Annotated in this window: 20 protein-coding genes and 1 tRNA gene; 18 read left to right on the forward strand and 3 right to left on the reverse strand. The window is 58.3% G+C overall.

Annotated features, from left to right (window positions below; translation table 11 throughout):
* Positions 1-104 precede the first annotated feature (104 nt).
* The 11 genes from ACZZ0A_RS22735 to ACZZ0A_RS22785 all read left to right on the forward strand — a co-directional run bounded on the left by ACZZ0A_RS22735 (position 105) and on the right by ACZZ0A_RS22785 (position 14,195).
* The gene (locus tag ACZZ0A_RS22735; RefSeq protein ID WP_463543757.1) at positions 105-2,900 is read left to right on the forward strand and encodes an LPS-assembly protein LptD; all 2,796 of its coding nucleotides are present in this window, start codon (positions 105-107) and stop codon (positions 2,898-2,900) included.
* A complete protein-coding gene (gene surA / locus ACZZ0A_RS22740; RefSeq protein ID WP_045121567.1) occupies positions 2,881-4,197 on the forward strand; it encodes a peptidylprolyl isomerase SurA in 1,317 nt (438 codons plus the stop codon). The genes ACZZ0A_RS22735 and surA overlap by 20 nt, the downstream gene beginning before the upstream one ends.
* A complete protein-coding gene (gene pdxA / locus ACZZ0A_RS22745; RefSeq protein ID WP_463543758.1) occupies positions 4,194-5,183 on the forward strand; it encodes a 4-hydroxythreonine-4-phosphate dehydrogenase PdxA in 990 nt (329 codons plus the stop codon). Before surA ends, pdxA begins: the two co-directional genes overlap by 4 nt.
* On the forward strand, positions 5,180-5,998 hold the full coding sequence (gene rsmA / locus ACZZ0A_RS22750; RefSeq protein ID WP_463543759.1) for a 16S rRNA (adenine(1518)-N(6)/adenine(1519)-N(6))-dimethyltransferase RsmA: 819 nt from the start codon (positions 5,180-5,182) through the stop codon (positions 5,996-5,998). The genes pdxA and rsmA overlap by 4 nt, the downstream gene beginning before the upstream one ends.
* A 113-nt stretch (positions 5,999-6,111) precedes the next feature.
* On the forward strand, positions 6,112-6,492 hold the full coding sequence (gene apaG / locus ACZZ0A_RS22755) for a Co2+/Mg2+ efflux protein ApaG (protein ID WP_007910127.1): 381 nt from the start codon (positions 6,112-6,114) through the stop codon (positions 6,490-6,492).
* Positions 6,492-7,373: a symmetrical bis(5'-nucleosyl)-tetraphosphatase gene (locus tag ACZZ0A_RS22760; RefSeq protein WP_007910125.1), complete on the forward strand. Its 882-nt coding sequence runs from the start codon at positions 6,492-6,494 to the stop codon at positions 7,371-7,373. The genes apaG and ACZZ0A_RS22760 overlap by 1 nt, the downstream gene beginning before the upstream one ends.
* 33 nt (positions 7,374-7,406) lie before the next feature.
* Positions 7,407-7,736, forward strand: coding sequence for a thiosulfate sulfurtransferase GlpE (gene glpE, locus ACZZ0A_RS22765; RefSeq protein WP_016983139.1), 330 nt, complete (start codon positions 7,407-7,409; stop codon positions 7,734-7,736).
* Between the two features lie 297 nt (positions 7,737-8,033).
* Positions 8,034-9,956, forward strand: a complete 1,923-nt coding sequence (locus tag ACZZ0A_RS22770) for a PrkA family serine protein kinase (RefSeq protein WP_007910115.1) — start codon at positions 8,034-8,036, stop codon at positions 9,954-9,956.
* Between the two features lie 121 nt (positions 9,957-10,077).
* Entirely contained in the window at positions 10,078-11,349 is a 1,272-nt protein-coding gene (locus ACZZ0A_RS22775; protein ID WP_007910114.1) for a YeaH/YhbH family protein, read from the forward strand.
* Positions 11,346-12,908, forward strand: coding sequence for a SpoVR family protein (locus ACZZ0A_RS22780; RefSeq protein WP_007910113.1), 1,563 nt, complete (start codon positions 11,346-11,348; stop codon positions 12,906-12,908). The genes ACZZ0A_RS22775 and ACZZ0A_RS22780 overlap by 4 nt, the downstream gene beginning before the upstream one ends.
* Before the next feature lie 63 nt (positions 12,909-12,971).
* Entirely contained in the window at positions 12,972-14,195 is a 1,224-nt protein-coding gene (locus ACZZ0A_RS22785; protein WP_095112711.1) for a multifunctional CCA addition/repair protein, read from the forward strand.
* Between the two features lie 89 nt (positions 14,196-14,284).
* Here ACZZ0A_RS22785 and folK read toward each other — a convergent pair whose 3' ends face one another.
* Both folK and folB read right to left on the reverse strand, forming a co-directional pair.
* Positions 14,285-14,800 (reverse strand): 2-amino-4-hydroxy-6-hydroxymethyldihydropteridine diphosphokinase, encoded by a 516-nt coding sequence (folK, locus tag ACZZ0A_RS22790; RefSeq protein ID WP_007910111.1) that lies wholly within the window; start codon positions 14,798-14,800, stop codon positions 14,285-14,287.
* Positions 14,791-15,147, reverse strand: a complete 357-nt coding sequence (folB, locus tag ACZZ0A_RS22795) for a dihydroneopterin aldolase (RefSeq protein WP_007910104.1) — start codon at positions 15,145-15,147, stop codon at positions 14,791-14,793. Before folB ends, folK begins: the two co-directional genes overlap by 10 nt.
* 74 nt (positions 15,148-15,221) lie before the next feature.
* On the opposite strand from folB, the gene plsY reads away from it, so the two are divergent.
* Entirely contained in the window at positions 15,222-15,791 is a 570-nt protein-coding gene (gene plsY / locus ACZZ0A_RS22800) for a glycerol-3-phosphate 1-O-acyltransferase PlsY (protein WP_463543760.1), read from the forward strand.
* Positions 15,792-15,814: 23 nt separating this feature from the next.
* Here plsY and tsaD read toward each other — a convergent pair whose 3' ends face one another.
* Positions 15,815-16,840 carry a tRNA (adenosine(37)-N6)-threonylcarbamoyltransferase complex transferase subunit TsaD gene (gene tsaD / locus ACZZ0A_RS22805; protein WP_007910097.1) on the reverse strand — a complete coding sequence of 342 codons (1,026 nt, stop codon included), beginning with the start codon at positions 16,838-16,840 and terminating at the stop codon, positions 15,815-15,817.
* 199 nt (positions 16,841-17,039) lie between these two features.
* On the opposite strand from tsaD, the gene rpsU reads away from it, so the two are divergent.
* The 6 genes from rpsU to ACZZ0A_RS22835 all read left to right on the forward strand — a co-directional run bounded on the left by rpsU (position 17,040) and on the right by ACZZ0A_RS22835 (position 26,914).
* Complete coding sequence (gene rpsU, locus ACZZ0A_RS22810; protein WP_002551877.1) at positions 17,040-17,255, forward strand: 30S ribosomal protein S21; 216 nt, start codon at positions 17,040-17,042, stop codon at positions 17,253-17,255.
* 485 nt (positions 17,256-17,740) lie between these two features.
* A complete protein-coding gene (gene dnaG / locus ACZZ0A_RS22815) occupies positions 17,741-19,705 on the forward strand; it encodes a DNA primase (protein ID WP_007910094.1) in 1,965 nt (654 codons plus the stop codon).
* A 67-nt stretch (positions 19,706-19,772) separates the two neighbouring features.
* Positions 19,773-21,617: an RNA polymerase sigma factor RpoD gene (rpoD, locus tag ACZZ0A_RS22820; RefSeq protein WP_007949604.1), complete on the forward strand. Its 1,845-nt coding sequence runs from the start codon at positions 19,773-19,775 to the stop codon at positions 21,615-21,617.
* 126 nt (positions 21,618-21,743) lie between these two features.
* The gene (locus ACZZ0A_RS22825) at positions 21,744-25,490 is read left to right on the forward strand and encodes a bifunctional diguanylate cyclase/phosphodiesterase (RefSeq protein ID WP_095112714.1); all 3,747 of its coding nucleotides are present in this window, start codon (positions 21,744-21,746) and stop codon (positions 25,488-25,490) included.
* Between the two features lie 15 nt (positions 25,491-25,505).
* Positions 25,506-25,582, forward strand: a tRNA-Ile gene (locus ACZZ0A_RS22830).
* Between the two features lie 231 nt (positions 25,583-25,813).
* Positions 25,814-26,914 carry an acyltransferase family protein gene (locus ACZZ0A_RS22835; protein ID WP_463543761.1) on the forward strand — a complete coding sequence of 367 codons (1,101 nt, stop codon included), beginning with the start codon at positions 25,814-25,816 and terminating at the stop codon, positions 26,912-26,914.
* The last annotated feature ends 19 nt before the right edge of the window (positions 26,915-26,933 follow it).

Genomic DNA, 26,933 nt, shown 5'->3' on the forward strand with positions numbered 1-26,933 from the left:
GTCAAGCGGGTCATGCTTTATTATCCAGCATCTTTTTCAGACCATCGAGAGGCGTGCGGCCCACACCGCGGGCAGATGGCACGCAGGAAGCCCGGACTAATAAGATGGCATTGAAATCCCCCGCGTTTCGTAAAAAATTTCCGTTGTTGGTAACCGGCAGTCTGCTGGCTATGCAACCTCTGGCCAGTCAATTCGTTGTTGCCGCCGAGCAGTATGACTGCTCCGTCTCGGCTTCGGGTGGTTGGGCCTGTGCGCCCAAATCAACCGCTGCTGCGTTGCCGCCGCGCCCAGTGCATGACGGCAGTGCCGTCAGCGCTACCGGCGAAGCCGCGACCGAGAACGGTTCGGTTGCCGACACAGCCCCTAAAACGGCGCTGGTCACCGAAGCCAAGGGCCGCGGTCTGAAATCCCGTAGCGAAGACTTCAGTCACCTCGACTGGGTTCCGCGCGAGCAGCTCACCGCCGCTCAATTGGCCGAGACCGGGCCTTACTGCTCTGGTGCCTATATCGAACCGATTCGTCCTGGCATGAATGACAAGACGAATAAAAGCGATGCACCGACCTTTATCGGCGCAAAAGCCTCGCGCTATAACACCGATGATCAAGTCGGTACGCTGGCCGGCGATGTCGTTCTGCGTCAGGGCAGCATGCAGGTCGAATCCGACGAGGCCAGCCTGTATCAGGCCGAGAGCCGCGCCGAACTCAATGGCGATGTACGCATCCGCGACAACGGTGCGCTGATCGTCGGCGACCACGCCGACGTGCAGCTCGACACTGGTGAAGCGAAAGTCGACAACGCCGAATACGTGATGCACAAATCGCGTATCCGCGGTAATGCGCTGTACGCCAAACGTGCCGAGAACGCGATCATTCGCTTGAAGGACGGCACGTACACCACGTGCGAACCGAACAGCAATGCCTGGCAGCTCAAGGGCAACAACATCACCTTGAACCCGGCCACCGGTTTCGGTACCGCGACCAACGTGACGTTGCGCGTTAAAGACATTCCGATTCTGTACACGCCGTACATCTATTTCCCGATCGACGACCGTCGTCAGTCGGGCTTCCTGCCGCCGACCATCGGCAGCGGCAGCGACACCGGCTTCATGCTGGTCACGCCGTACTACTTCAACCTGGCGCCGAACTACGACGCCACGTTGTACCCGCGCTACATGAGCAAGCGCGGCATGCTGGTGGAAGGCGAATTCCGTTACCTGACCAAGTCGAGTGAAGGTCAGTTCGGTGCCGCGTATCTGAACGATGACGATACCGAGCGCAGCAAGCAGACCGACTACGAAAAAACCCGCTACATGTACAACTGGCAGCACAAGGGCGGTCTCGACTCCCGTGTGTTCACTGAAGTCGACTACACCAAGATCAGCGATCCGTATTACTTCCAGGATCTGCAGACCGATCAGATTGGCGTGAAGTCCAGCGACTTCGTGAACCAGCAAGGTTCGATCAGCTATCGGGGTGACAGCTACACCGCTCGCTTGAATGCCCAGCAGTACCAATTGGCGACCGTTGCGAGCATCACGCCGTATGGCCGCCTGCCGCAGATCACCTTCAATGGTCAGCTGCCGTATCATCCGCAAGGCCTGGACTTCGATTACGAGACCGAGTTGGTGCGGTTTGATCGTGATCTGAAAACCGGCAATTTCATCGATGAAAATGGCAATTCATCATCGCGCCTTGATACCAACGTAGCAGGCCTGGCTCGCGCCAACGGCGATCGTTTGAACCTGAAACCGGGTGTCAGCCTGCCGATGAACTGGACCTATGGCTTCCTGAAGCCATCGCTCAAGTATCAGTACACCCAGTACGATCTGGATCTCGACGGACAAGGTAAAGACGACCTGGTGACTAACCGCAACGGCGCTTCGGCGCTGGGTGAGAAGTACAGCAGCTCGCAAAACCGTGGCGTCCCGATCGCAAGTATCGACAGCGGCCTGTACTTCGACCGCAACACGTCGTTCTTCGGCAAGAACTATCGCCAGACCCTGGAACCGCGCCTGTTCTATCTCTATGTACCCGAGAAAGACCAGAACGATATCCCGGTGTTCGACACCAGCGAATACACCTTCAACTATGCGTCGCTGTTCCGTGATAACCGCTTCGCAGGCTCCGACCGTGTCGGCGACGAGAACAAACTGTCGCTGGGCGTGACCAGCCGCTGGATCGAAGACGACGGGTTCGAGCGTCAACGCATCAGTGTCGGCCAGGCCCTGTACTTCAAGGATCGTGAAGTTCAACTGCCAGGTATCGACGCGAAAACCCGTGACGACGCGCACTCCAATGTGTCTCCGTATGCGCTTGAATACGAATATCGCTGGAACCGCGACTGGCGCACCACTGCCGACTACAACTGGGATCCGGACAGCCGCAGCCCGCGTTCCGGCAGTGCGATGTTCCACTATCAGCCTGAAGACAACCCGAACAAGGTTATCAACGCCGGCTATCGCTATCGCAACGACCAGATCCGCTACGACCAGACAACGGGCAAGTGGCAGATGGGTGGCGACTACGGCACACCTGGCACAGCTGGCTATGTGAAGGACTACTACAAGATCCAGCAGCATGACTTCTCGGTCATCTGGCCGATCGTTCCGCAGTGGAACGCGATCAGCCGCTGGCAGTACGACTACAACCGCAACCGTACCCTGGAAGCCTTCGGTGGTTTCGAGTACGACAACTGCTGCTGGAAGTTGCGCCTGATCAACCGTTACTGGGTTTCCTATGACGAGTTCAGCCAGGATGCTCCGCAAAACGAAAAAGGCGACCATGGCGTCTTCCTCCAAATTGTTCTGAAGGGACTCGGCGGCCTCACCGGCGCCAAGGTAGAGAGCTTCCTCGACAAAGGCATTCAAGGTTATCGTGAACGTGAAGACCAAGCTTTCTGATTGTCTGCGCCCGCTGATGCTGGGCGCGCTGTTCCTGGGTACTGCGGCTAACGCCGCAGTTCAATCCATCGACAAAGTGGTAGCGATCGTCGACAACGACGTGGTCATGCAGAGCCAACTGGACCAACGTGTCCACGAAGTTCAACAGACCATCGCCAAGCGTGGCGGTGGCCTGCCGCCTCCTGGCGTACTGGATCAACAGGTGCTCGAGCGCCTGATCGTCGAAAACCTGCAACTGCAGATTGGCGAACGCTCTGGCATCCGCATCACTGACGAAGAGCTGAACCAGGCGGTCGGCACCATTGCTCAGCGCAACAACATGACTGTTGAGCAGTTCCGCTCCGCCCTGGCTCGCGACGGTCTGAACTATGACGACGCCCGTGAGCAGATCAAGCGCGAGATGGTCATCAGCCGTGTGCGTCAGCGTCGCGTGGCAGAACGCATTCAGGTTTCCGAACAGGAAGTGAAAAACTTCCTCGCCTCCGACCTGGGCAAAATGCAACTGTCCGAAGAACTGCACCTGGCCAACATCCTGATCCCGACGCCGGAAAGCGCCAACTCTGAAGCCATTCAAAGTGCAGCCCGTCAGGCCATGGAGGTTTACCAGCAGCTCAAGCAAGGCGCTGACTTCGGCCAGATGGCCGTTGCCAAATCCGGCAGCGACAACGCGCTGGAAGGCGGCGACATGGGCTGGCGTAAAGCCGCGCAACTGCCACCGCCGTTCGACCGCGAGTTGAGCAGCATGGCCGTCGGCGACATCACTCAACCTGCCCGCACACCGGGTGGCTTCATCATCCTCAAGCTGCTGGCAAAACGCGGTGGCGAAGCGCAGATGCGCGATGAAGTGCATGTACGTCACATTCTGGTCAAGCCGAGCCCGATTCGCGATGAAGCGAAGACCAAGGCGCTGGTTCAATCCTTGTACGAGCGCATTCTGGCCGGCGAAGATTTCGCCACTCTGGCCAAAAGTTACTCCGAAGACCCAGGCTCGGCGCTTAACGGCGGCGACCTGAACTGGATCGACCCGAACGCACTGGTTCCGGAATTCCGCGAAGTGATGGCCAAGACCCCACAAGGTCAGCTGTCCAAGCCGTTCCAGACCCAATATGGCTGGCACGTTCTCGAAGTCCTTGGCCGTCGCGCCACCGACAGCACTGAACAGGCCCGTGAGCAGCAAGCCATGACCGTACTGCGTAACCGCAAATACGACGAAGAGCTGCAAACCTGGCTGCGTCAGATCCGTGACGAAGCGTACGTAGAGATCAAACTCCCTGGTGCAGACCAGGCAGCGCAGTGAAACCCCAGCGTTTCGCGCTGACACCCGGCGAACCAGCCGGCATCGGTCCCGACCTGTGCCTGCTGCTCGCCTCGCAAGCCCAGCCACATCCCCTGATTGCCATCACCAGCCGCGACTTGCTCCTTGAGCGGGCCGCGCAGCTGGGGCTGGCTGTCACTTTGCTGGATGTTGCGCCTGATCACTGGCCGGACGCTCCGGCGCCCGCCAACAGCCTGTATGTCTGGGATACGCCGCTCAGCGCCCCCGTGGTTGCCGGGCAACTGGACAAGGCCAACGCTGCGTTCGTCCTCGAAACCCTGACCCGCGCCGGCAACGGTTGCCTCAACGGCGACTTCGCCGGGATGATCACCGCCCCTGTGCACAAGGGCGTGATCAACGAGTCAGGCATCGCCTTTTCCGGGCACACGGAATTCCTCGCCGACCTGACTCATACCGCCCAAGTGGTGATGATGCTCGCCACGCGTGGTTTGCGCGTGGCACTGGTCACCACTGACCTGCCCCTGCGCGAGATTGCCGACGCGATCACACCAGAACGGCTGGAGCGCGTGACGCGGATTCTGTACAGCGACCTGCAACACAAATTCGGCATCGCCCAGCCACGCATCCTGGTCTGCGGGCTCAACCCGCACGCCGGTGAAGGCGGCCACCTGGGCCATGAAGAAATCGACATCATTGAACCGACATTAGAGCGCCTGCGCGGCGAGGGCATGGACCTTCGTGGCCCGCTGCCTGCCGACACTCTGTTTACCCCCAAATATCTGGAGCACTGCGACGCAGTGCTGGCGATGTACCACGACCAGGGCCTGCCTGTGCTCAAGTACAAAGGCTTCGGCGCTGCCGTCAACGTGACCCTGGGTCTGCCGATCATCCGCACGTCGGTCGACCACGGCACCGCCCTGGATCTGGCCGGCAGCGGCAAGATCGACACCGGCAGCCTGCAAGTCGCCCTGGAAACCGCCTACCAGATGGCCGAGACCCGTTTATGACCGAGCAATACCAACACAAGGCGCGCAAACGCTTTGGCCAGAACTTCCTGCACGATGCCGGCGTTATTGACCGCATCCTGCGCTCCATCAGCGCCAAGTCTGAAGATCGCCTGCTGGAAATCGGCCCGGGCCAGGGCGCATTGACCGCCGGCCTGCTCAGTTCCGGCGCGCAACTCGACGTGGTGGAACTGGACAAGGACCTGATCCCGATCCTCAACCAGCAGCTTGCCGGCAAGAGCAATTTCAACCTGCATCAGGGCGATGCGCTGAAGTTCGACTTCAACACGCTCAATGCGGCGCCGAACAGCCTGCGAGTGGTCGGCAACCTGCCGTACAACATTTCCACGCCGCTGATTTTTCACCTGCTGAACAACGCCGGCATCATTCGCGACATGCACTTCATGCTGCAGAAAGAAGTGGTCGAGCGTCTGGCCGCAGGCCCGGGTGGCGGTGACTGGGGTCGCCTGTCGATCATGGTTCAGTACCACTGCCGTGTAGAGCACCTGTTCAACGTTGGCCCGGGCGCGTTCAATCCTCCGCCGAAAGTCGACTCGGCGATCGTCCGTCTGGTGCCTCACGCCGTACTGCCGCACCCGGCCAAGGATCACAAGCTGCTGGAGCGCGTGGTGCGCGAAGCGTTCAACCAACGCCGCAAAACCTTGCGCAACACCCTCAAGCAATTGCTCAGCAACGCTGAAATCGAAGCCGCCGGCGTCGACGGCAGCCTGCGTCCGGAGCAACTGGATCTGGCCGCGTTCGTACGCCTCGCCGACCAGCTCGCCATTCAGGTTCCGGCCTCCCCCGCCGCTGACTGATAAACGATGAACGCTATCGGGCAGGACGCCACTCTGGTTTACTGCCCGATACTTGCCTAGACTGACTCCCCATCAGCTACGCCCCGCGTTCCGCTTCGTTTAAGGCCTCTTGCATGTCCGATTCCCGTTACCAGGTCGATGTCAGCGTCGTTACCCGCTATCTGGCAGACCAATCGCAACCCGAGCACGACCGCTTCGCCTTCGCCTACACCATCACCGTGCAGAACAATGGCGAGCAACCCGCACGCCTGATGTCGCGGCATTGGGTAATCACCGACGGTGACGGCCATGTCGAAGAAGTGCGCGGTGCAGGCGTGGTCGGTCAGCAACCGTTGATTGATGCCGGCCAGAGCCACACTTACAGCAGCGGCACAGTGATGACCACCAAGGTCGGCACCATGCAGGGCACCTACGAAATGGTTGCCGACGATGGCAAACATTTCGACGCCATCATCAAACCTTTCCGTCTGGCGGTGCCCGGAGCCTTGCACTGATGACGACGTATGCCGTCGGCGACCTGCAAGGCTGCCTCGAACCGCTCAAGTGCCTGCTCAAGCAAGTGGCATTCGACCCGACACTCGATCGTCTGTGGCTGGTCGGCGATCTGGTCAACCGTGGCCCGCAATCGCTGGAAACCCTGCGCTTTCTATATGGCATGCGCGAGTCGCTGGTCTGCGTTCTGGGCAATCACGACCTGCACCTGCTGGCTGCGGCTAGAAACATCGAGCGCCTGAAGAAGTCCGATACCCTGCGCGAGATTCTCGAAGCGCCGGACAGCGCCGAACTGCTGGAGTGGGTGCGGCAACAAAAGCTCATGCACTACGACGAGCAGCGCGATGTCGCCATGGTCCACGCTGGCATTCCACCCCAGTGGTCGCTGCGCCGGGCCTTGAAGTGCGCAGACGAAGTCGAGACCGCCCTGCGTGACGACAACATGTTGCCTGCCTACCTCGACGGCATGTACGGCAACGAGCCGGCGAAGTGGGACAACGACCTCAAGGGCGTAGCCCGTCTGCGCGTCATCACCAACTATTTCACGCGGATGCGCTTCTGCACCGCCGAAGGCAAGCTCGACCTCAAGAGCAAGGAAGGCCTCGACACCGCCCCGCCCGGCTACAAACCGTGGTTCCAGCACCGGGACCGCAAGACCAAAGGCTTGCGCATCATCTTCGGCCACTGGGCGGCACTCGAGGGCAATATCCATGAACCGGGTATTTCGGCGCTGGATACCGGTTGTGTCTGGGGCGGCAGCCTGACCCTGATGAACGTCGACAGCGGTGAACGCCTGTCGTGCAAATGCGATGAACATGGCGGCCTCGCCCCGACCGTCGCACCACTTATCTCCGAAACTTCGCCAGTCAGCGTCCCGCGTTAGACTGCGCTTTCAGCCGAGCAACAGGAACCCGCCATGAGCGAATTCAAACGAATCCCCCCGGAACAGGCCCAGGCCCTGCGTGAACAAGGTGCTGTCGTGGTCGACGTGCGCGACCCGGCGACTTTTGCCGCCCTGCACATCAGCGGCTCGAAGCATCTGGACAATCATTCGCTGCACGCCTTTATTCAAGGCGCCGACCTTGATGCACCGACCGTGGTCGTCTGCTATCACGGCAATTCCAGCCAGGGCGCAGCGGCGTACCTGATCAGCCAAGGCTTCTCCGACGTCTACAGCATGGACGGTGGCTTTGAGTTGTGGCGTACGACTTATCCTGCGGAAACGGCCCAAGGCACCGCCGAATAATTTTTTTGTCACGCGCAGGCCCCGGCTGCCGTGGGCCTGCGCGGGCAGACGAACGGTCTTGCCACAACTAATTACGTATCTCGCCTTTACCTCCCGAATTCCCAACTATCCTTAAGCCCAGGCCATCCAAATCAGGGGAGAGCCGGTACACCGGCGCACGGGTCATCGGGAGTGACTTTCACGATTGTCGATCGTGAAAGTGTTCTGGGGGGTAAACAATCAGCTGCTACTGCGGCTGCTTGCCAGCATCGACTGAGTGATCCGGCGTCGGCTCCACGTATCGAGCGAGGTGACGTCATGAGTATCTTTAGCCACTTCCAACAACGCTTCGAGTCCACACGCCAGGAAGAACTCTCGCTGCAAGAGTACCTGGAGCTGTGCAAGAAAGACCGTAGCGCCTACGTTTCCGCTGCCGAGCGTCTATTGCTGGCCATCGGCGAACCGGAACTGCTCGACACCTCGACCAATTCGAGGCTGTCACGCATCTTCTCCAACAAGGTGATCCGCCGCTATCCGGCCTTTGAAGACTTCCACGGGATGGAAGAATGCATCGACCAGATCGTCTCGTATTTCCGCCATGCCGCCCAAGGCCTGGAAGAGAAGAAACAAATCCTCTATCTGCTCGGCCCTGTCGGCGGTGGTAAATCGTCGCTGGCCGAGAAGCTGAAACAACTGATTGAAAAAGTGCCCTTCTATGCGATCAAGGGCTCGCCGGTATTCGAATCGCCACTGGGTCTGTTCAACGCCACCGAAGATGGCGCGATCCTCGAGGAAGACTTCGGCATTCCACGGCGCTACCTGAACACCATCATGTCGCCATGGGCCACCAAACGCCTGGCCGAGTTCGGCGGCGATATCAGCCAGTTCCGCGTGGTCAAGCTGTACCCGTCGATCCTCAACCAGATCGCCGTGGCCAAAACCGAACCGGGTGACGAGAACAACCAGGACATCTCGGCGCTGGTCGGTAAGGTCGACATCCGCAAACTCGAGGAATACCCACAGAACGACGCCGACGCTTACAGCTATTCCGGTGCGCTGTGCCGGGCCAACCAGGGCCTGATGGAATTCGTCGAGATGTTCAAGGCACCGATCAAGGTGCTGCACCCGTTGCTGACCGCGACTCAGGAAGGCAACTACAACAGTACCGAAGGTCTCGGCGCGATTCCGTTCACCGGGATCCTGCTCGCCCACTCCAACGAATCGGAATGGCACACCTTCCGCAACAACAAGAACAACGAAGCGTTCATCGACCGGATCTACATCGTCAAAGTGCCGTACTGCCTGCGCGTCAGTGACGAGGTGAAGATCTACGACAAATTGCTGTTCAACAGCTCCCTGGCCAAGGCGCATTGCGCGCCGGACACCTTGAAAATGCTCGCGCAGTTCACTGTGCTGTCACGCCTCAAGGAGCCGGAAAACTCTAACATCTATTCGAAAATGCGCGTCTACGACGGCGAAAACCTCAAAGACACCGATCCGAAGGCCAAGTCGATTCAGGAATACCGCGACTCAGCCGGTGTCGATGAAGGCATGAACGGTCTGTCGACCCGCTTCGCCTTCAAGATTCTCTCCAAGGTGTTCAACTTCGATCCGCATGAAATCGCCGCCAACCCGGTGCACCTGCTCTACGTACTTGAGCAACAGATCGAACAGGAACAATTCCAGGCCGAAACCCGCGAGCGCTATCTGCGCTATCTGAAGGAATACCTGGCACCGCGTTATATCGAATTCATCGGCAAGGAGATCCAGACCGCGTACCTCGAGTCTTACAGCGAGTACGGCCAGAACATCTTCGACCGCTACGTGCTCTACGCGGACTTCTGGATTCAGGATCAGGAATACCGCGATCCGGAAACCGGCGAGATCCTCAACCGCGTCGCCCTGAACGAAGAACTGGAGAAAATCGAAAAACCGGCCGGCATCAGCAATCCGAAGGATTTCCGCAATGAAATCGTCAACTTCGTCCTGCGCGCCCGGGCCAACAACAACGGCAAGAATCCGACCTGGCTCAGCTACGAAAAACTGCGGGTGGTCATCGAGAAGAAAATGTTCTCGAACACCGAAGATCTGCTGCCAGTCATCAGCTTCAATGCCAAGGCCAGCAAAGAGGATCAGCAAAAGCACAACGACTTCGTCACTCGAATGGTCGAACGCGGCTACACCGACAAACAGGTACGGCTTCTTTCCGAATGGTACCTGCGGGTACGGAAGTCGCAGTGAAGCAGCTGCAAGCTTCTAGCTACAAGCTGCAAGAACAAAGCGCGTAACCCACTGATGCCCGGGAACCTGCTTTTACTTGCAGCTTGAAGCTCACAACTTGAAGCTGCCCGGAGGGCTTCCTATGAGTTATGTGATCGACCGACGTCTCAATGGCAAGAACAAGAGCACGGTGAACCGCCAGCGTTTTCTGCGGCGTTACCGTGACCACATCAAGAAGGCTGTCGAAGAGGCGGTCAGCCGGCGTTCCATTACCGATATGGAGCACGGTGAGCAGATCAGTATTCCCGGTCGCGATATCGACGAACCGGTGCTTCACCACGGCCGTGGCGGTAAGCAGACCGTGGTTCATCCCGGCAACAAGGAATTCACCGCTGGCGAACATATCGCCCGCCCGCCGGGAGGTGGCGGCGGACGCGGCCCGGGCAAGGCCGGCAATTCCGGCGAGGGCATGGACGAGTTTGTCTTCCAGATCACCCAGGAAGAATTTCTCGAATTCATGTTCGAAGACCTTGAGCTGCCGAACCTGGTCAAACGCAACCTCAGCGGCACCGACACCTTTAAAACCGTGCGCGCCGGGATCAGCAACGAAGGCAACCCGTCACGCATCAACATCATCCGCACCTTGCGCTCGGCGCACGCACGGCGTATCGCTCTATCCGGCAGCAGCCGGGCGAAACTGCGCGAAGTCAAAGAAGAACTTGAACGGCTGAGACGCGAAGAGCCGGACAACTTCGGCGATATTCAGGAACTCGAGGCGGAAATCGAAAAACTCAGCGCGCGCATTCATCGCGTACCGTTTCTCGATACATTCGACTTGAAGTACAACCTGCTGATCAAACAGCCCAACCCCAGCTCTAAAGCGGTGATGTTCTGCCTGATGGACGTCTCCGGCTCCATGACCCAGGCGACCAAGGACATTGCCAAACGCTTTTTCATCCTGTTGTACCTGTTCCTGAAACGGAACTACGACAAGATCGACGTGGTGTTCATCCGCCATCACACCAGTGCCCGGGAAGTCGATGAAGAGGAGTTTTTCTACTCACGAGAAACCGGCGGTACCATCGTTTCCAGCGCCCTGAAGCTGATGCAGGAGATCATGGCCGAGCGCTATCCGAGCAATGAATGGAACATCTACGCGGCGCAGGCTTCCGACGGCGACAACTGGAACGATGATTCGCCGATCTGCCGTGACATTCTGATCAACCAGATCATGCCGTTTGTGCAGTACTACACTTACGTGGAGATCACCCCGCGCGAACATCAGGCCTTGTGGTACGAGTACGAACGCATCGCCGAAGCTTTCTCTGACACTTTTGCCCAGCAGCAACTGGTCTCGGCCGGGGATATCTATCCGGTCTTCCGTGAACTCTTCCAGCGCAGGTTAGTGACATGACCGCCAAAGAGCAGAAGCGCCAACCCATTTCCACCGGCTCCGAATGGACGTTCGAGCTGATCCAGACCTACGACCGCGAAATTGCCCGGATCGCGGCCCGCTATGCGCTGGATACCTACCCCAACCAGATCGAAGTGATCACCGCCGAGCAGATGATGGACGCGTACGCCTCGGTGGGCATGCCGCTGGGCTATCACCACTGGTCTTACGGTAAACATTTTCTCAGCACCGAAAAATCCTACAGCCGTGGGCAGATGGGCCTGGCCTACGAAATCGTGATCAACTCCGATCCGTGCATTGCCTATCTGATGGAGGAAAACACCATCTGCATGCAAGCGCTGGTGGTGGCGCACGCGTGCTACGGCCACAACAGCTTCTTCAAGGGCAATTACCTGTTCCGCACCTGGACCGACGCGAGTTCGATCATCGATTACCTGGTGTTCGCCAAGCAGTACATCATGCAGTGTGAAGAGCGCCATGGCATCGATGCAGTGGAAGACCTGCTCGACTCCTGCCATGCGTTGATGAACTACGGCGTCGATCGCTACAAACGTCCGTATCCAATTTCCGCCGAAGAGGAGCGCCGGCGGCAGAAAGATCGCGAAGAACACCTGCAGAAACAGATCAACGATCTGTGGCGCACCATTCCCAAAGGCGCAGACAAGTACAGCGACAGGGACAACGCGCGTTTCCCGGCCGAGCCGCAGGAAAACATCCTGTATTTCATCGAGAAACATGCGCCGTTGCTGGAGCCGTGGCAGCGTGAAATCGTGCGGATCGTGCGCAAGATCGCTCAGTATTTCTATCCACAACGTCAGACCCAGGTGATGAACGAAGGCTGGGCGACGTTCTGGCACTACACGCTGATGAACGACCTCTACGATGAAGGGCTGGTCACCGATGGCTTCATGATGGAGTTCCTGACGTCGCACACCAGCGTGGTGTTTCAACCGGGTTTCGACAGCCCCTACTACAACGGGATCAACCCCTACGCGCTGGGCTTCGCGATGTATCGGGACATCCGGCGCATGTGTGAAGAACCTACCGAAGAAGATCGTCACTGGTTCCCGGAAATTGCCGGGAGTGACTGGCTGTCGACCATCAAATTCGCCATGAGCAGCTTCAAGGATGAGAGTTTCATCCTGCAGTATCTGTCGCCAAAGGTGATCCGTGACCTGAAACTGTTCAGCATCATGGATGACGATCAGAAGGACGACTTGTTGGTACCTGCGATTCATGACGAACCCGGCTACCGGATCATTCGCGAAACCCTTGCTGCGCAGTACAACCTCGGCAATCGTGAGCCGAACGTGCAGATCTACAGCATCGATCGACGCGGTGATCGCTCACTGACCTTGCGTCACCAACAGCACGACCGCAAACCATTGGGCGACTCCACCGAAGAAGTGCTCAAACACTTGCATCGCCTGTGGGGCTTCGACATTCATCTGGAAACCCTGCAAGGCGACCAGATCATGAAAACCCATCACGTTCCGCCACGCAGTGAACACAGCGAAGGGGATTACGGTCGACTGGATCTGGCCGTCATTCATCTTTGATCCGCTTCCGGCCTCCGAAAGTCCGACGCAAGGGTTATCCTGTCGGGCTAACGGAGGTTTTTTATGCAGATTTTCAAGGTTGGCGGCGCAGTACGTGATCGCTTGCTGGGCAAACCGGTTACTGACATCGATTGGGTGGTGGTCGGCGCTACCACGGAAGAAATGCTCGCCCAGGGATACCGCCCGGTCGGCGCAGATTTTCCGGTGTTTCTTCACCCAAAAAGCGGCGAGGAATATGCCCTCGCCCGCACCGAACGCAAGAGCGGTCGCGGTTACGGCGGCTTCACCTTTCACGCCAGCCCTGAAGTGACGCTCGAAGAAGACCTGATTCGTCGCGACCTGACCATCAACGCCATGGCCGAGGACGATCAGCACAATCTGACTGATCCGTACCATGGCCAGCGCGATCTTCAAGCCCGAATTCTGCGCCATGTATCTCCGGCGTTCGCCGAGGATCCCCTCCGTGTCTTGCGCGTAGCCCGATTCGCTGCGCGTTATGCCGGACTCGGTTTCACCGTGGCACCCGAAACGCTCGAACTGATGCGACAGCTCAGCGAATCCGGAGAACTGGAGGCGCTGACCGCCGAACGCAGCTGGAAAGAAATCTCCCGTGCACTGTTGGAAGAACAGCCGCAGGTGTTCATTCAGGTGCTTCGCGACTGTGGCGCGTTGAAGGTATTGATGCCGGAAGTCGACGCACTTTTTGGTGTGCCACAGCCGGAAGCGCATCACCCGGAAATCGATACCGGCCTGCACACGCTGAGCGTTTTGGAGCAATCGGCGCTGCACAAACAACCGCTGACGGTTCGTTGGGCTTGCCTCTTGCACGACCTTGGCAAAGGCTTGACCCCGGAAGATCAATGGCCACGACATATCGCCCATGAGCACACGGGGTTGAAGCTGATCAAAGCGGTCAACGAGCGCTTCAAGGCGCCGAAGGATTGCCAGGAATTGGCGTTGCTGGTTGGCAAGTACCACACCCACGGGCACCGCGCCCTGGAGCTGAAGGCTTCGACGTTACTGGAGTTGTTGCAGAGTTTTGACGTGTATCGCCGGCCGCAGCGCTTTGAAGAATTTATCGCCGCATGCGAAATGGACGCCCGAGGCCGTAAAGGGCTGGAGCAGAGAAGTTACCCACAGGCGGATTACTTGCGCGGTGCGGCAAAGGCAGCGCGGGAAGTTGCGGTGCAACCGTTGCTGGAGAAGGGATTCAAAGGGCCGGAACTGGGCGAAGCGCTCAAGCGTGAACGGCTAAAAGCGCTGAAAGCCTACAAAGAGAACGCTTGAAGCAAGATCAAAAAATCGCAGCCTGCGGCAGCTCCTACACGGGATTATGTTTCTCCTGTAGGAGCTGCCGCAGGCTGCGATCTTTTGCTTTAAAGGTTCTCAGGCGTGAGTTGCTCACCCCGCCATTCGAACGCCACCGGCGCCAGCACCTGATCAATCTGCGCCTCAGCCCACAACGTGGCGAAGCTTTTTCCCACACCGGGATGCACGCGATCCGGTGCAATCAGCGACAACGGCCACAGCACAAACGCGTTTTTCAGAATCTCGGCCCGCGGCAAAACCAGACCGTCGAAATTCCCCACCAGATCGCCATACAGCAGCACGTCGATATCCAGCGGCAACCCCTTGCGATCCGGCGCATAACGGCCATTATCCGCCTCGATGAATTTCAAGCGTCGGTCCAGCTCCATCAACGGCAGATCGGTATACGCCGACACCACGAAGTTGAAGAACGGCCCGCTCTTGATCCCCACAGGTGCGCTCTCGAACACCGCCGAACAGCGGATATCCACCAGAAACGTCGCCAAAGCATCGAGCCCGGCGCGCAAATGGGTTTCGCGCTCGATATTGCTACCGAGCCCGAGGTAGACCTGAGTCAGCGACATCCGCGCTCGATCTCCACACCCACGCCACCTTTGGCAGCCGGTACGGCGCCTGGCTTGGTCAACTTCAGACGAACCCAAGTAATCTTGAATTCATTCATCAGCACCTCGACAAGGCGCTCGGCGAACGTTTCGACCAGCTGGAACTGCGCCTGCTCGGCAAACGCCTGAATTCGGCTGGACACGCTGGCGTAGTCAAGCGCCAGGGTCAGGTCATCACCGGCGGCGGCCGGGCGATTGTCCCAGGCGAAGCTCAGATCAAGTCGCAGGCACTGTCGGATGCCGCGCTCCCAGTCGTAGGCACCGATCACGGTGTCGACTTCCAGGCCCTCGATAAACACTCTGTCCAAGCACTTCTCTCCGCTGCACGACAAGGGCGCAATGCGCCGTTAGAATCAGGGCGTCCTCGCCCGGAATAGTTAGCATGTTTTGGTTACTGGCGACTTTCGCCTACCTGCTCGGCTCGCTGTCCTTCGCCATTTTGCTCAGCCGCCTGACCGGTAACCCGGATCCGCGAATGAGTGGCTCGGGCAATGCCGGTGCCACCAACATGCTGCGCCTGGCCGGTCGCAAACTGGCGATCCTGACCCTGCTGGGTGATCTGTGCAAAGGCCTGGTGCCGGTGCTGATCGCCTCGGCTGCGGGCCTTTCGTTGCAGGATCAAGCCTGGATCGGCGTGTATGCCGTGATCGGTCACCTGTTCCCGCTGTATTTCCGCTTCCGTGGCGGCAAAGGTGTTGCCACCGCCGCCGGCATGTTGCTGGGCCTGTATCCGCCCGCTGCGCTGTTGGCCGTGTGCGCCTGGCTGCTGACGTTCTACCTGACCCGTACCAGCTCGCTGGCCGCGCTGATTGCCACGCCGCTGACCCTGCCGTTGCTGGCCTGGCAGGAACCGGAGGCGCTGTTGCCAATGAGCGCGCTGACACTGCTGATCGTCTGGCGCCACCGCGGCAATCTACGCGACCTGTTTGCCGGGCGCGAACGGCATTTTTAAATGGCGCCCGTGAGCGCCTCTCATCACAGCGGCGACAATTGCTCCATCGGCCAGCGCGCCTGCACGCTGATCGCCAGACTTTCCTGCTGACCGGCCTGCAAGCGCTGGCAACCGGCGAACGCGATCATTGCGCCATTGTCGGTGCAGAACTCCGGGCGGGCGTAAAACACATCGCCCTTCATGTCGCCGAGCATCTTCTCCAGCGAAACACGCAAGGCCTTGTTGGCACTGACGCCGCCAGCGATCACCAGACGCTTCATGCCCGCCTGTTTCAGGGCTCGCTTGCACTTGATGGTCAAAGTCTCCACCACGGCCTGCTGGAACGCCAGCGCGATGTCGCAACGGGCTTGCTCGTTGTCGTCTCCGGCGCTGACGCACTGCTGCCAGGCGTTGAGTGCAGAGGTTTTCAGGCCACTGAAGCTGAATTGCAGACCCGGGCGATCACACATCGGACGCGGAAAGGTGAAACGTCCGGCGACGCCCTTCTCCGCCAACTTGGCGATTTCCGGTCCGCCCGGATAATTGAGGCCCATCATCTTTGCAGTCTTGTCGAACGCTTCGCCAGCGGCATCGTCGAGCGTCTCGCCAAGCAGGCTGTATTGACCGATGCCATCGACCTGAACCAGTTGCGTGTGACCTCCGGAGACCAACAAAGCGACGAACGGGAACTCCGGCGGTTTTGGCTCCAGCATCGGCGCCAGCAAATGCCCTTCCATGTGGTGCACTCCGAGTGCCGGAATGCCCCAGGCAAAGGCCAGCGCCTGAGCGCAGGAAGCACCGACCAGCAACGCGCCAACCAGCCCGGGACCCGCGGTATAGGCGATCGCATCGATCTCGGTCGGCACACAGTCAGCCTCGGCCAACACCTGACGAATCAAGGGCAGCATGCGTTTGACGTGGTCACGCGAGGCGAGCTCCGGCACCACGCCGCCATAGGCGCGGTGCAGGTCGATCTGGCTGAACAATGCATCGGCCAGCAAGCCGCGTTCACTGTCATATAATGCGACGCCGGTTTCGTCGCAGGAGGTTTCTAATCCCAGTACTAGCATGGGTTTGCGCCTTGTTTAGGCTGAATTCGAAGGCGCGCATAATAGTCGCCGCGTGATGCCCCGACCAGCGGTTTTCGATCAGAGGCTTTGCATTCCGAGCGATGAGGGGTTAACATCCGCAACCCTTAAAAACCGACGTCTTCAAGTGCTCTTTTGCCGCGAGGATGTTGACCCCGGTAATGAATGAAGGTAGCTCTGGATGCCAGCCGTCAAAGTTAAAGAGAACGAACCCTTCGACGTAGCTCTGCGTCGTTTCAAGCGCTCCTGCGAAAAAGCCGGTGTACTGGCTGAAGTTCGTAGCCGCGAATTTTACGAGAAGCCAACTTCTGAGCGTAAGCGCAAAGCAGCAGCCGCTGTTAAGCGTCACGCCAAGAAAGTTCAGCGCGAACAGCGCCGCGCCGTTCGTCTGTACTAATACACAGACGTTCGTAGCAAGCTTCTTGCCTAAGCCCGGCTCTCAGCCGGGCTAATGGCATTTGCGTAAAACGCTTGATGCTTCACCGTCGAAGCCGCACACGCGACCGAGACAAATCTGCTTCACGCGTCAGACCTGGCTCTTTTGCCAGCGGTGCACGTCTTTTCTGACGAGCCTTTCAAGGCTACTGACGAGCACACCCACTGATTCCTCTCACGACGATCAGCCCAAGGCACCTGCATGCGTGCCCGCTTTATTGAGCTATCCGAGGCCCTTAACCGGCCGTCAGCGGATTCAGCGCAACACTTTCAAATAGTCGAAGGCTGATGAGTACTAACGTCAGTGGATTTTCGGCAGATACAATTCCCGACAGCGATTACGCAGACGACACCGGTCGAGCCGCATATTTTGCGCGCTTCAAACAATGACCCGCGTCCGCCAGCCTTACGCATCGGACTTATTACAGCGCAGACGACGAGAACGCCATGGCCGGGCTGATTCCCCAGAGCTTCATTGACGACCTGCTGAACCGCACCGACATTGTCGACGTGGTCAGTTCGCGCGTGCAATTGAAGAAGGCCGGCAAGAACTACACCGCCTGTTGCCCGTTCCACAAAGAGAAAACCCCGTCTTTCAGCGTCAGCCCCGACAAGCAGTTCTACTATTGCTTCGGCTGCGGTGCCGGCGGTAACGCCCTCGGCTTTCTCATGGATCACGACAACCTGGATTTCCCCCAGGCCGTTGAAGATCTGGCGAAAGCCGCCGGCATGGAAATCCCCCGCGAAGAAAGCGGTCGCCCGCACAAACCGCGCCAGCCGACCGATTCGCCGTTGTATCCGCTGCTCAGCGCTGCCGCCGATTTTTATCGTCAGGCGCTCAAGAGTCATCCTTCGCGCAAAGCCGCAGTGGATTACCTCAAGGGCCGCGGACTGACTGGCGAGATCGCCCGGGATTTCGGGCTCGGCTTTGCGCCGCCCGGCTGGGACAACCTGTTCAAGCACTTGAGCAGCGACACCCTGCAGCAGAAGGCCATGATCGACGCCGGCCTGCTGATCGAGAACGCTGAAACCGGCAAACGCTATGACCGCTTCCGCGATCGCGTGATGTTCCCGATCCGCGATACCCGTGGGCGCATCATCGCTTTCGGCGGCCGCGTACTCGGCGACGACAAGCCGAAATACCTGAACTCACCGGAAACCCCGGTTTTTCATAAAGGCCAGGAACTCTACGGCCTCTATGAAGCACGCAAGAACAACCGCAACCTCGACGAAATCATCGTCGTCGAAGGCTATATGGACGTCATTGCTCTCGCCCAGCAGGGGTTGAAAAATGCCGTCGCGACGCTGGGCACTGCGACCAGCGAAGAACACTTGAAGCGCCTGTTCCGGGTAGTGCCGAACGTACTCTTCTGCTTCGACGGTGACCAAGCCGGCCGCAACGCTGCGTGGCGAGCCCTGGAAGCAACGCTATCGAGCCTGCAAGACGGGCGCCGGGCGCGATTCCTGTTTCTCCCCGAAGGCGAAGACCCGGACACCCTGGTGCGCGCCGAAGGCACTGACGCGTTCAAAGCAAGGATCAATCAGCATGCTCAACCGCTGGCGGACTATTTTTTCCAGCAACTGACTGAAGAAGCCGATCCGCGTTCGCTCGAAGGCAAGGCCCATATGGCCACCCTTGCCGCACCGTTGATCGACAAAGTGCCGGGCGCCAACCTGCGCATCCTGATGCGTCAACGCCTGAGCGAAATTACCGGCCTGAGCAGTGAAACCGTCAGCCAACTCGCACAAAGTGCGCCGCAGGAAGCGCCGCCCGCCTACGATCCGGGCATCGATTACGACGCAATGCCGGACTACAGCGACTACCATCAGCCGCAGGCACAGGACATGTATGTGCCGCAGCAGGAGTGGACGCCGAAGAAACCCGGCGCTGGCGGCAAAAAGTGGGACAAGAAGCCCTGGGACAAAAACGGCAAGCGTGGCGGTGATCGCGATCAGCAACGCCCGCGCACGCCGATTGGCGTCGAGTCGCCGACCCTGACCGCCCTGCGCACACTGCTCCATCACCCGCAATTGGCCGAGCGCGTCGAAGATGCCGGGCACATAGCGGACGAGAATCAGACCAACGCCCAGTTACTTGTGGCGCTGCTCGAAGCTGTACAGAAGAATCCCAAGCTAAACTCATTTCAGTTGATCGCGCGATGGCACGGCACTGAACAGGGACGCTTGCTCAAGGCACTGGCAGAAAAGGAATGGCTGATTGACGGAGATAACCTTGAACAACAGTTTTTCGACACCATTACTAGCTTGTCAGCCCGCCAACGCGAGCGAAATCTGGAACAGTTGCTCAGGAAAGCGCGTCAAAGCGAACTGAGCGTTGAAGAGAAAAATCAACTGCGCGACCTTTTAAGTCGCAATGTTTCCGCATCAAACCCGACCTCAACTGGCGCGTGAGGTCATAGCTCAGGTATAATCCTCGGCTTGTTTTTTGCCCGCCAAGACCTTCAGTGGATAGGGTGTTATGTCCGGAAAAGCGCAACAGCAGTCTCGTATTATTGAGTTGATCAAACTGGGTCGTGAGCAGAAGTATCTGACTTACGCCGAGGTCAACGACCACCTGCCCGAGGATATTTCAGATCCAGAGCAGGTGGAAGACATCATCCGCATGATTAACGACATGGGGATCCCCGTACACGAGAGTGCTCCGGATGCGGACGCCCTTATGTTGGCCGACGCCGATACCGACGAGGCCGCTGCGGAAGAAGCAGCGGCTGCGTTGGCCGCGGTGGAGACCGATATCGGTCGCACCACTGACCCAGTGCGCATGTACATGCGTGAAATGGGTACGGTCGAGCTTCTGACTCGTGAAGGCGAAATCGAAATCGCCAAGCGTATCGAAGAGGGCATCCGTGAAGTGATGAGCGCAATCGCGCACTTCCCTGGCACGGTTGACCACATTCTCTCCGAGTACACTCGCGTCACCACCGAAGGTGGTCGCCTGTCCGACGTCCTGAGCGGTTATATCGACCCGGACGACGGCATTGCGCCGCCTGCCGAGGTGCCGCCACCGGTCGAAGCGAAAGCGGCGAAGGCCGACGACGAAACCGATGACGATGAAGCCGAATCTTCCGATGACGAAGAAGAAGCCGAAAGCGGTCCGGATCCGGTCATCGCTGCCCAGCGCTTTGGCGCCGTGGCTGACCAGATGGAAATCACCCGCAAGGCGCTGAAAAAGCACGGTCGCAACAACAAGGCAGCGATTGCCGAGTTGCTGGCACTGGCCGAGCTGTTCATGCCGATCAAACTGGTACCGAAGCAATTCGAAGGCCTGGTCGAGCGTGTTCGTGGTGCCCTGGATCGTCTGCGTCAGCAAGAGCGCGCGATCATGCAACTGTGCGTACGTGATGCACGTATGCCACGCGCTGATTTCCTGCGTCAGTTCCCCGGCAACGAGGTCGACGAAAGCTGGTCCGACGCCCTGGCCAAAGGCAAGAGCAAGTACGCCGAAGCCATCGGTCGCGTGCAGCCGGATATCATTCGTTGCCAGCAGAAACTGATCGCGCTGGAAACCGAAACCGGTCTGACCATCGCAGAAATCAAGGACATCAACCGTCGCATGTCGATCGGTGAGGCCAAGGCCCGCCGCGCGAAGAAAGAGATGGTTGAAGCCAACCTGCGTCTGGTGATCTCGATCGCCAAGAAGTACACCAACCGCGGCCTGCAATTCCTCGATCTGATCCAGGAAGGCAACATCGGTCTGATGAAAGCGGTGGACAAGTTCGAATACCGTCGTGGTTACAAGTTCTCGACTTATGCCACCTGGTGGATCCGTCAGGCGATCACTCGCTCGATCGCCGACCAGGCCCGCACCATCCGTATTCCGGTGCACATGATCGAGACGATCAACAAGCTCAACCGCATTTCCCGGCAGATGTTGCAGGAAATGGGTCGCGAACCGACCCCGGAAGAGCTGGGCGAACGCATGGAAATGCCTGAGGACAAGATCCGTAAGGTATTGAAGATCGCTAAAGAGCCGATCTCCATGGAAACCCCGATCGGTGATGACGAAGACTCCCATCTGGGTGACTTCATCGAAGACTCGACGATGCAGTCGCCAATCGATGTCGCCACTGTTGAGAGCCTGAAAGAAGCGACTCGCGAAGTGCTGTCCGGCCTCACTGCCCGTGAAGCCAAAGTACTGCGCATGCGTTTCGGTATCGACATGAACACCGACCATACACTCGAAGAAGTGGGCAAACAGTTTGACGTAACGCGTGAGCGGATCCGTCAGATCGAAGCCAAGGCGCTGCGCAAGCTGCGCCACCCGACGCGAAGCGAGCATCTGCGCTCCTTCCTCGACGAGTGATACCAGAACCCCCGGCCCAGGCCGGGGGTTTTGTTTATATGGCAGATTAAATCCTTCGCAACGCCCCTCCCCCGCATACCCCGTCTACACTCGAAACAATCATCCCCGAGCCATAACGAGAGCGTTATGCCCAGATTGGCGTCCGTGCTTTTTTTGCTGTCACTGATGATCTGGACCGCAACGGCTGACGCGCTGACTCTGACCGATGAAGAACGTAGCTGGCTGGCGGCTCACCCGGACTTGCGCCTGGGTGTCGATGCGTCGTGGCCGCCCTTTGAATTTCGCGATGACCAGAACCGTTATCAGGGCCTGGCGGCGGACTATATCGACGTGATTCGCCAACGCTTGGCGATCAAATTGACGCCCATCGAACCGGTGAGCTGGACGGTGGTGCTCGAACAGGTCAAATCGGGCAAGATCGACCTCCTGCCCGGCATCATGTCCACCCCGGAGCGCCAGACCTACCTGTCGTTCACCCGCCCTTATCTTGATTTCCCGATTGTCATCCTTGCCCATATCGGCGGCGCGCAACCACGCAAGCTCGACGACCTGTACGGTTTGAAGATCGCCGTAGTGGAGAACTACGCGCCCCACGAACTGCTGCGCACTCACCACCCCGATCTGAATCTGGTCGCCATGCCCAATGTCAGCTCGGCATTGCAGGCGCTGGCGACCGACGAAGTGGACGCCGTTGTCGGTGACCTCGCGTCCAGCGTCTGGAGCCTGCGCCAGCTCAAGCTCGACGGCCTGTACGTCAGCGGCGAAACCCCATATCGCTACCAACTGGCGATGGCCGTACCCCGCGACAACAAGGTATTGGTGGGGATTCTCGACAAAGTCCTCGCGGACATGAGCCCTGATGAAATCAGCAGCATTCAGGAGCATTGGGTCGGCAACGTCCTTGATCATCGGACATTCTGGTCGGACCTGCTGATCTACGGCTTGCCCGGGCTGTTGCTGCTGGTGACGATCCTCGCCGTGGTGATCCGCATCAACCGACGCCTGAGCTCGGAAATCGCCCGACGCATCGACCTCGAACAGGAACTGCGCAGCAGCGAGTATCACTACCGCGGCCTGGTCGAGAGCCTGTCGGCCATCGCCTGGGAAGCGCGGATGAGCGACTTCACCTACAGCTATGTCTCGCCCCACGCCGAAGACTTGCTCGGCTATCCACAATCGCACTGGCTGATCCCCGGTTTCTGGCACAACATCATTCACCCGGCCGATCTGACCCGTACGCAGAGTTACTGCAAAGAAGCACTGCGCGAGGGTCGCGATCACATCGTCGATTATCGCGTGATCACCGCGGATGGCCGCTGTTTGTGGGTACGCGACATCGTCAGTCTGATCGAACATGGTCACGAGCCGGTGATGCGTGGTTTGATGATCGACATCAGCGAAATCAAGCGCACAGAAGAGGCGCTGCGGCTCTCGGAGCAAAAATTCGCTTCGGTCTTCCAGCAGTGCCCGGACATCCTGGTCATTGCACGGCTGTCCGATGGTTGCCTGCTGGAGGTCAATGAGGCATTTGAAGAACAGATCGGGCTGAAAGCCGAGGAAGTGCTTGGGCAAACGGCCACCGACCTGAATATCTGGGGAATTCCCGGCGTCGGTCCGGGACTGCTGCAACGTTTGCAGGCGGGCAGTATTCGCAATCTGGAGATGCCTTTTCGCCGCAACAACGGCCAACTGTTTACTGGTCTGATTTCCGCCGAACCCTTCGATCTGGACACAACGCCAGCCCTGGTCGTCGTCGTGCGTGATATCACTCAGCTCAAGGAAACCCAGCAGCAACTGCAAACCTCCGAAGAGAAGTTCGCCAAAGCCTTCCATGCCTCGCCGGATGGTTTGTTGTTGTCACGCCAGAGCGATGGCCTGCTGCTGGAGGTCAACGAAGGTTTCAGCCGCATCACCGGTTTCAATAGCGCCATGTCGGTGGATCGCTCGGCGCTGGATTTGGGCATCTGGGTGAACCTCAACGAGCGCAAACAGATGCTCGACCTGTTGCATCGCGATGGCTTCGTGCGTGACTTCACCTGCCATATCCGTCGCAGTGACGGGCAGATTCGCCTCTGCGAAGTGTCCAGCCGTCCGCTGCCGATCGGTGAAGAAGACTGCATGCTGACCATCGCCCGCGACATCACCGAGCGCCATCTGATGCAGGAAAAACTGCAACAGGCCGCCACCGTGTTCGAAAGCACCGCCGAGGGCGTGCTGATCACCGACACCCAACAGCACATCAGCGCAGTCAACCGCGCCTTCACCGAAATCACCGGCTACAGCGAAAGCGAAGCGCTCGGGCATACACCGCGCCTGCTTGCCTCCGGCCTGCACGACAGCGCGTTCTACGCGGCAATGTGGCACCAATTGACCGACGAAGGACACTGGCAAGGCGAGATCTCCAACCGGCGCAAGAACGGCGAGTTGTACCCGAGCTGGCTGACCATCAGTGCCGTACGCAATCGCGACAAGTTCATTACTCACTTTGTCGCGGTGTTTGCCGACATTTCCAGCCTCAAGCATGCACAAGCCAAGCTCGACTATCAGGCGCACCACGACCCACTTACCGGTCTGCCGAACCGCACGCTGTTCGAAAACCGTTTGTTGATGGCGTTGAACAGTCAGCAGGAAAACGGCGGACAGGGTGCCGTGCTGTTTCTCGATCTCGACCGTTTCAAACATATCAACGACAGCCTCGGCCATCCGGTCGGCGACCTGCTGCTCAAGGGCATCGCCGTGCGCCTGAAAGAGCAACTGCGCGACATCGATACCGTGGCGCGCCTGGGCGGCGACGAATTCATCATTCTGTTACCCGGCCTGCAACAGGCCAGCGACGCGGATAACATCGCCACCAAACTGCTCAACTGCTTCGGTGCACCGTTCCAGGCGGGCGAGCATGAGTTTTTCATCAGCGCCAGCATCGGCACCAGTCTCTATCCTCGGGACGGCAACGACGTCGCCACACTGGTGAAAAACGCCGACGCGGCGATGTACCGCTCCAAGGCCAAGGGCCGCAATCGTGTCGAAAGCTACACCCGCGACCTCACGGCCCAGGCCAGCGAGCGCATAGCGCTGGAACACGAATTGCGCCGCGCCATTGAGCGTGACGAACTGTTCCTCTACTACCAACCGAAAATCAGCCTCGATGACCATCGTCTGGTCGGTGCCGAAGCGTTGATCCGTTGGCGTCACCCGACTTTCGGCGAAGTACCGCCAGAGCACTTCATTCCGCTGGCCGAAGAAAACGGCATGATCCTGCAGATCGGTGATTGGGTGCTCGAGACCGCGTGCCGGCAAATGTTCGAATGGAATCAGATCTACGACAGCCTCGGCCCGCTGTCGGTGAACCTCGCCGGCGCACAGCTGCGTCAGCCGAATCTGCTCGGACGCATCGAACAACTGCTCAAGGACAACCGCCTCCAGCCAGACTTACTGCAACTGGAAATTACCGAGAATTTCATCATGAGTCAGGCCGAAGAGGCGCTGGCGGTGTTGCACCAGCTCAAACACCTCGGCGTGCAACTGGCGATCGATGACTTTGGCACCGGATATTCTTCGCTCAGTTACCTCAAACGCCTGCCGCTGGACATCCTCAAGATCGACCAGTCATTCGTTCGCGGACTGCCCGACGACCCCCACGATGCGGCGATTGTCCGGGCCATCATCGCACTCGGGCGGAGCATGCAATTCACGGTCATCGCCGAGGGCGTGGAAACCCAGGCACAACAACAATTTCTCGCCGCCGAAGGCTGCGAACAGATCCAGGGCTACATCGTCAGCCTGCCGCTACCACCGGAAGAATTCGCCGCGACGTTTCTTCGTGTAACCGTATCGGATTATTCGGATAGCACAGCCGAGAAACCGTCGCTATAATCCGCGACCTACTGAGGGCCTATAGCTCAGTTGGTTAGAGCAGAGGACTCATAATCCTTTGGTCCACGGTTCAAGTCCGTGTGGGCCCACCAAACCTGAAAGCCGCGCAAATGCGCGGCTTTCGCGTTTCTGGCGCGAGAGCGGGCCAAGTGTCGAAGCAGAACGGCATCCGCCTCACTCAACACCCGCCGTAACGTTGCAATTTTTTGAAATCGATTGCCGTATGGCAAATGGCAGTTTCCGCGCTTCGCCCTTGCGTCAAAGATGCGTTACTTTCAAACTGCCAACACAGGATGTCTAGCCAGTTCGAAGGACGAAATCAGGTGCATAAACTTACCTCGCTACAAGCTGCTAGAGGCCTGGCGGCTCTTCTGGTTGTTGCGTTCCATTCTATTTTTATCAATACAAAATACCTACAGAGTGAGTTGATCATTCCCGAGCTGTTTGTATTCGGACAAACAGGCGTCGACCTGTTCTTCGCACTCAGTGGCTTCGTAATGATCATCGCCTTTCGCAAAAAATTTGGGCTGCGCGGCGAGACATTAAACTTTCTCAAGGGCCGCTTTCTTCGAATCTACCCGACCTACTGGGTTTATTTTCTGGCAGTCCTATTGGTCTTCATCATCAGGCCAGAACTGGTAAACAACTCTCAGAGCGGCCATTCAAATATCCTTTCGTCCTTTCTATTACTACCTGAAGAGTCAGCTCCCCTGGTGATGGTTGCGTGGTCACTCACGCATGAAATATGGTTTTACCTGGTCTTCGCCTTGATATTGAAGCTGCCAGTACAGTACGTTTCGGCTGCCTTGCTCGTGTGGTTGCTTGCAATTGTCTTCGCTTCTTTTTTCATGACCACAACGGGCGCTCCTTATCTGCGGATTATCACCCACGAATTTTCAATCGAATTCATACTCGGCGCGCTGTCGGGCGTCGCTTATCTGAAGCTTGCGCAACGCGGCCTGAAAACGATACCCCCCGTGTTACTTGCAGCGGTGGGGATGAGCAGTCTGCTCTACGCGTTTTTCGATAAAACAGTGGGCAATGCTGATGTTATTCAGGCGATATCACTGAAAAGGGCATTCCTGGTCGGCGGTGGCTACGCTCTATTGTTATTGGCTTGTGCCTTGCAAAAAGTCATAAGCAAAAAACACGCTCCTCGCCTGTTAGCATTTATCGGCGACATTTCCTATTCAATGTATCTGTCGCACATCCTCACATTAAGTGTCTGCGGTCGTATTTGGAGCATGCTCGGTTACTCCAACGGCGGGCTGTGGAGCGCCATACTTTTCTGGACCATTTCTTATAGTGCGGTCATTCTCGTTTCATTCGTCAGTTACCAACTTGTCGAGCGCCGCGTAATGCAGGTATCTCGTCGAGCCAGAAGGCCTTTGCCACGTTCACTAGAAAACGCAAAGACCCTCTGAAGAGTGCAGATGGCAAACG

Source organism: Pseudomonas sp. AC242, assembly GCF_979258655.1.

Coding starts and splice junctions, on each gene's coding strand:
- ACZZ0A_RS22760 (WP_007910125.1), top strand. CDS start 6,492: ATGACGACGTATGCCGTCGGCGACCTGCAAGGCTGCCTCGAACCGCTC.
- ACZZ0A_RS22770 (WP_007910115.1), top strand. CDS start 8,034: ATGAGTATCTTTAGCCACTTCCAACAACGCTTCGAGTCCACACGCCAG.
- ACZZ0A_RS22780 (WP_007910113.1), top strand. CDS start 11,346: ATGACCGCCAAAGAGCAGAAGCGCCAACCCATTTCCACCGGCTCCGAA.
- tsaD (WP_007910097.1), bottom strand. CDS start 16,840: ATGCTAGTACTGGGATTAGAAACCTCCTGCGACGAAACCGGCGTCGCA.
- ACZZ0A_RS22825 (WP_095112714.1), top strand. CDS start 21,744: ATGCCCAGATTGGCGTCCGTGCTTTTTTTGCTGTCACTGATGATCTGG.
- plsY (WP_463543760.1), top strand. CDS start 15,222: ATGTTTTGGTTACTGGCGACTTTCGCCTACCTGCTCGGCTCGCTGTCC.
- ACZZ0A_RS22735 (WP_463543757.1), top strand. CDS start 105: ATGGCATTGAAATCCCCCGCGTTTCGTAAAAAATTTCCGTTGTTGGTA.
- apaG (WP_007910127.1), top strand. CDS start 6,112: ATGTCCGATTCCCGTTACCAGGTCGATGTCAGCGTCGTTACCCGCTAT.
- ACZZ0A_RS22775 (WP_007910114.1), top strand. CDS start 10,078: ATGAGTTATGTGATCGACCGACGTCTCAATGGCAAGAACAAGAGCACG.
- rsmA (WP_463543759.1), top strand. CDS start 5,180: ATGACCGAGCAATACCAACACAAGGCGCGCAAACGCTTTGGCCAGAAC.
- dnaG (WP_007910094.1), top strand. CDS start 17,741: ATGGCCGGGCTGATTCCCCAGAGCTTCATTGACGACCTGCTGAACCGC.
- rpsU (WP_002551877.1), top strand. CDS start 17,040: ATGCCAGCCGTCAAAGTTAAAGAGAACGAACCCTTCGACGTAGCTCTG.
- rpoD (WP_007949604.1), top strand. CDS start 19,773: ATGTCCGGAAAAGCGCAACAGCAGTCTCGTATTATTGAGTTGATCAAA.
- glpE (WP_016983139.1), top strand. CDS start 7,407: ATGAGCGAATTCAAACGAATCCCCCCGGAACAGGCCCAGGCCCTGCGT.
- ACZZ0A_RS22785 (WP_095112711.1), top strand. CDS start 12,972: ATGCAGATTTTCAAGGTTGGCGGCGCAGTACGTGATCGCTTGCTGGGC.
- folK (WP_007910111.1), bottom strand. CDS start 14,800: ATGTCGCTGACTCAGGTCTACCTCGGGCTCGGTAGCAATATCGAGCGC.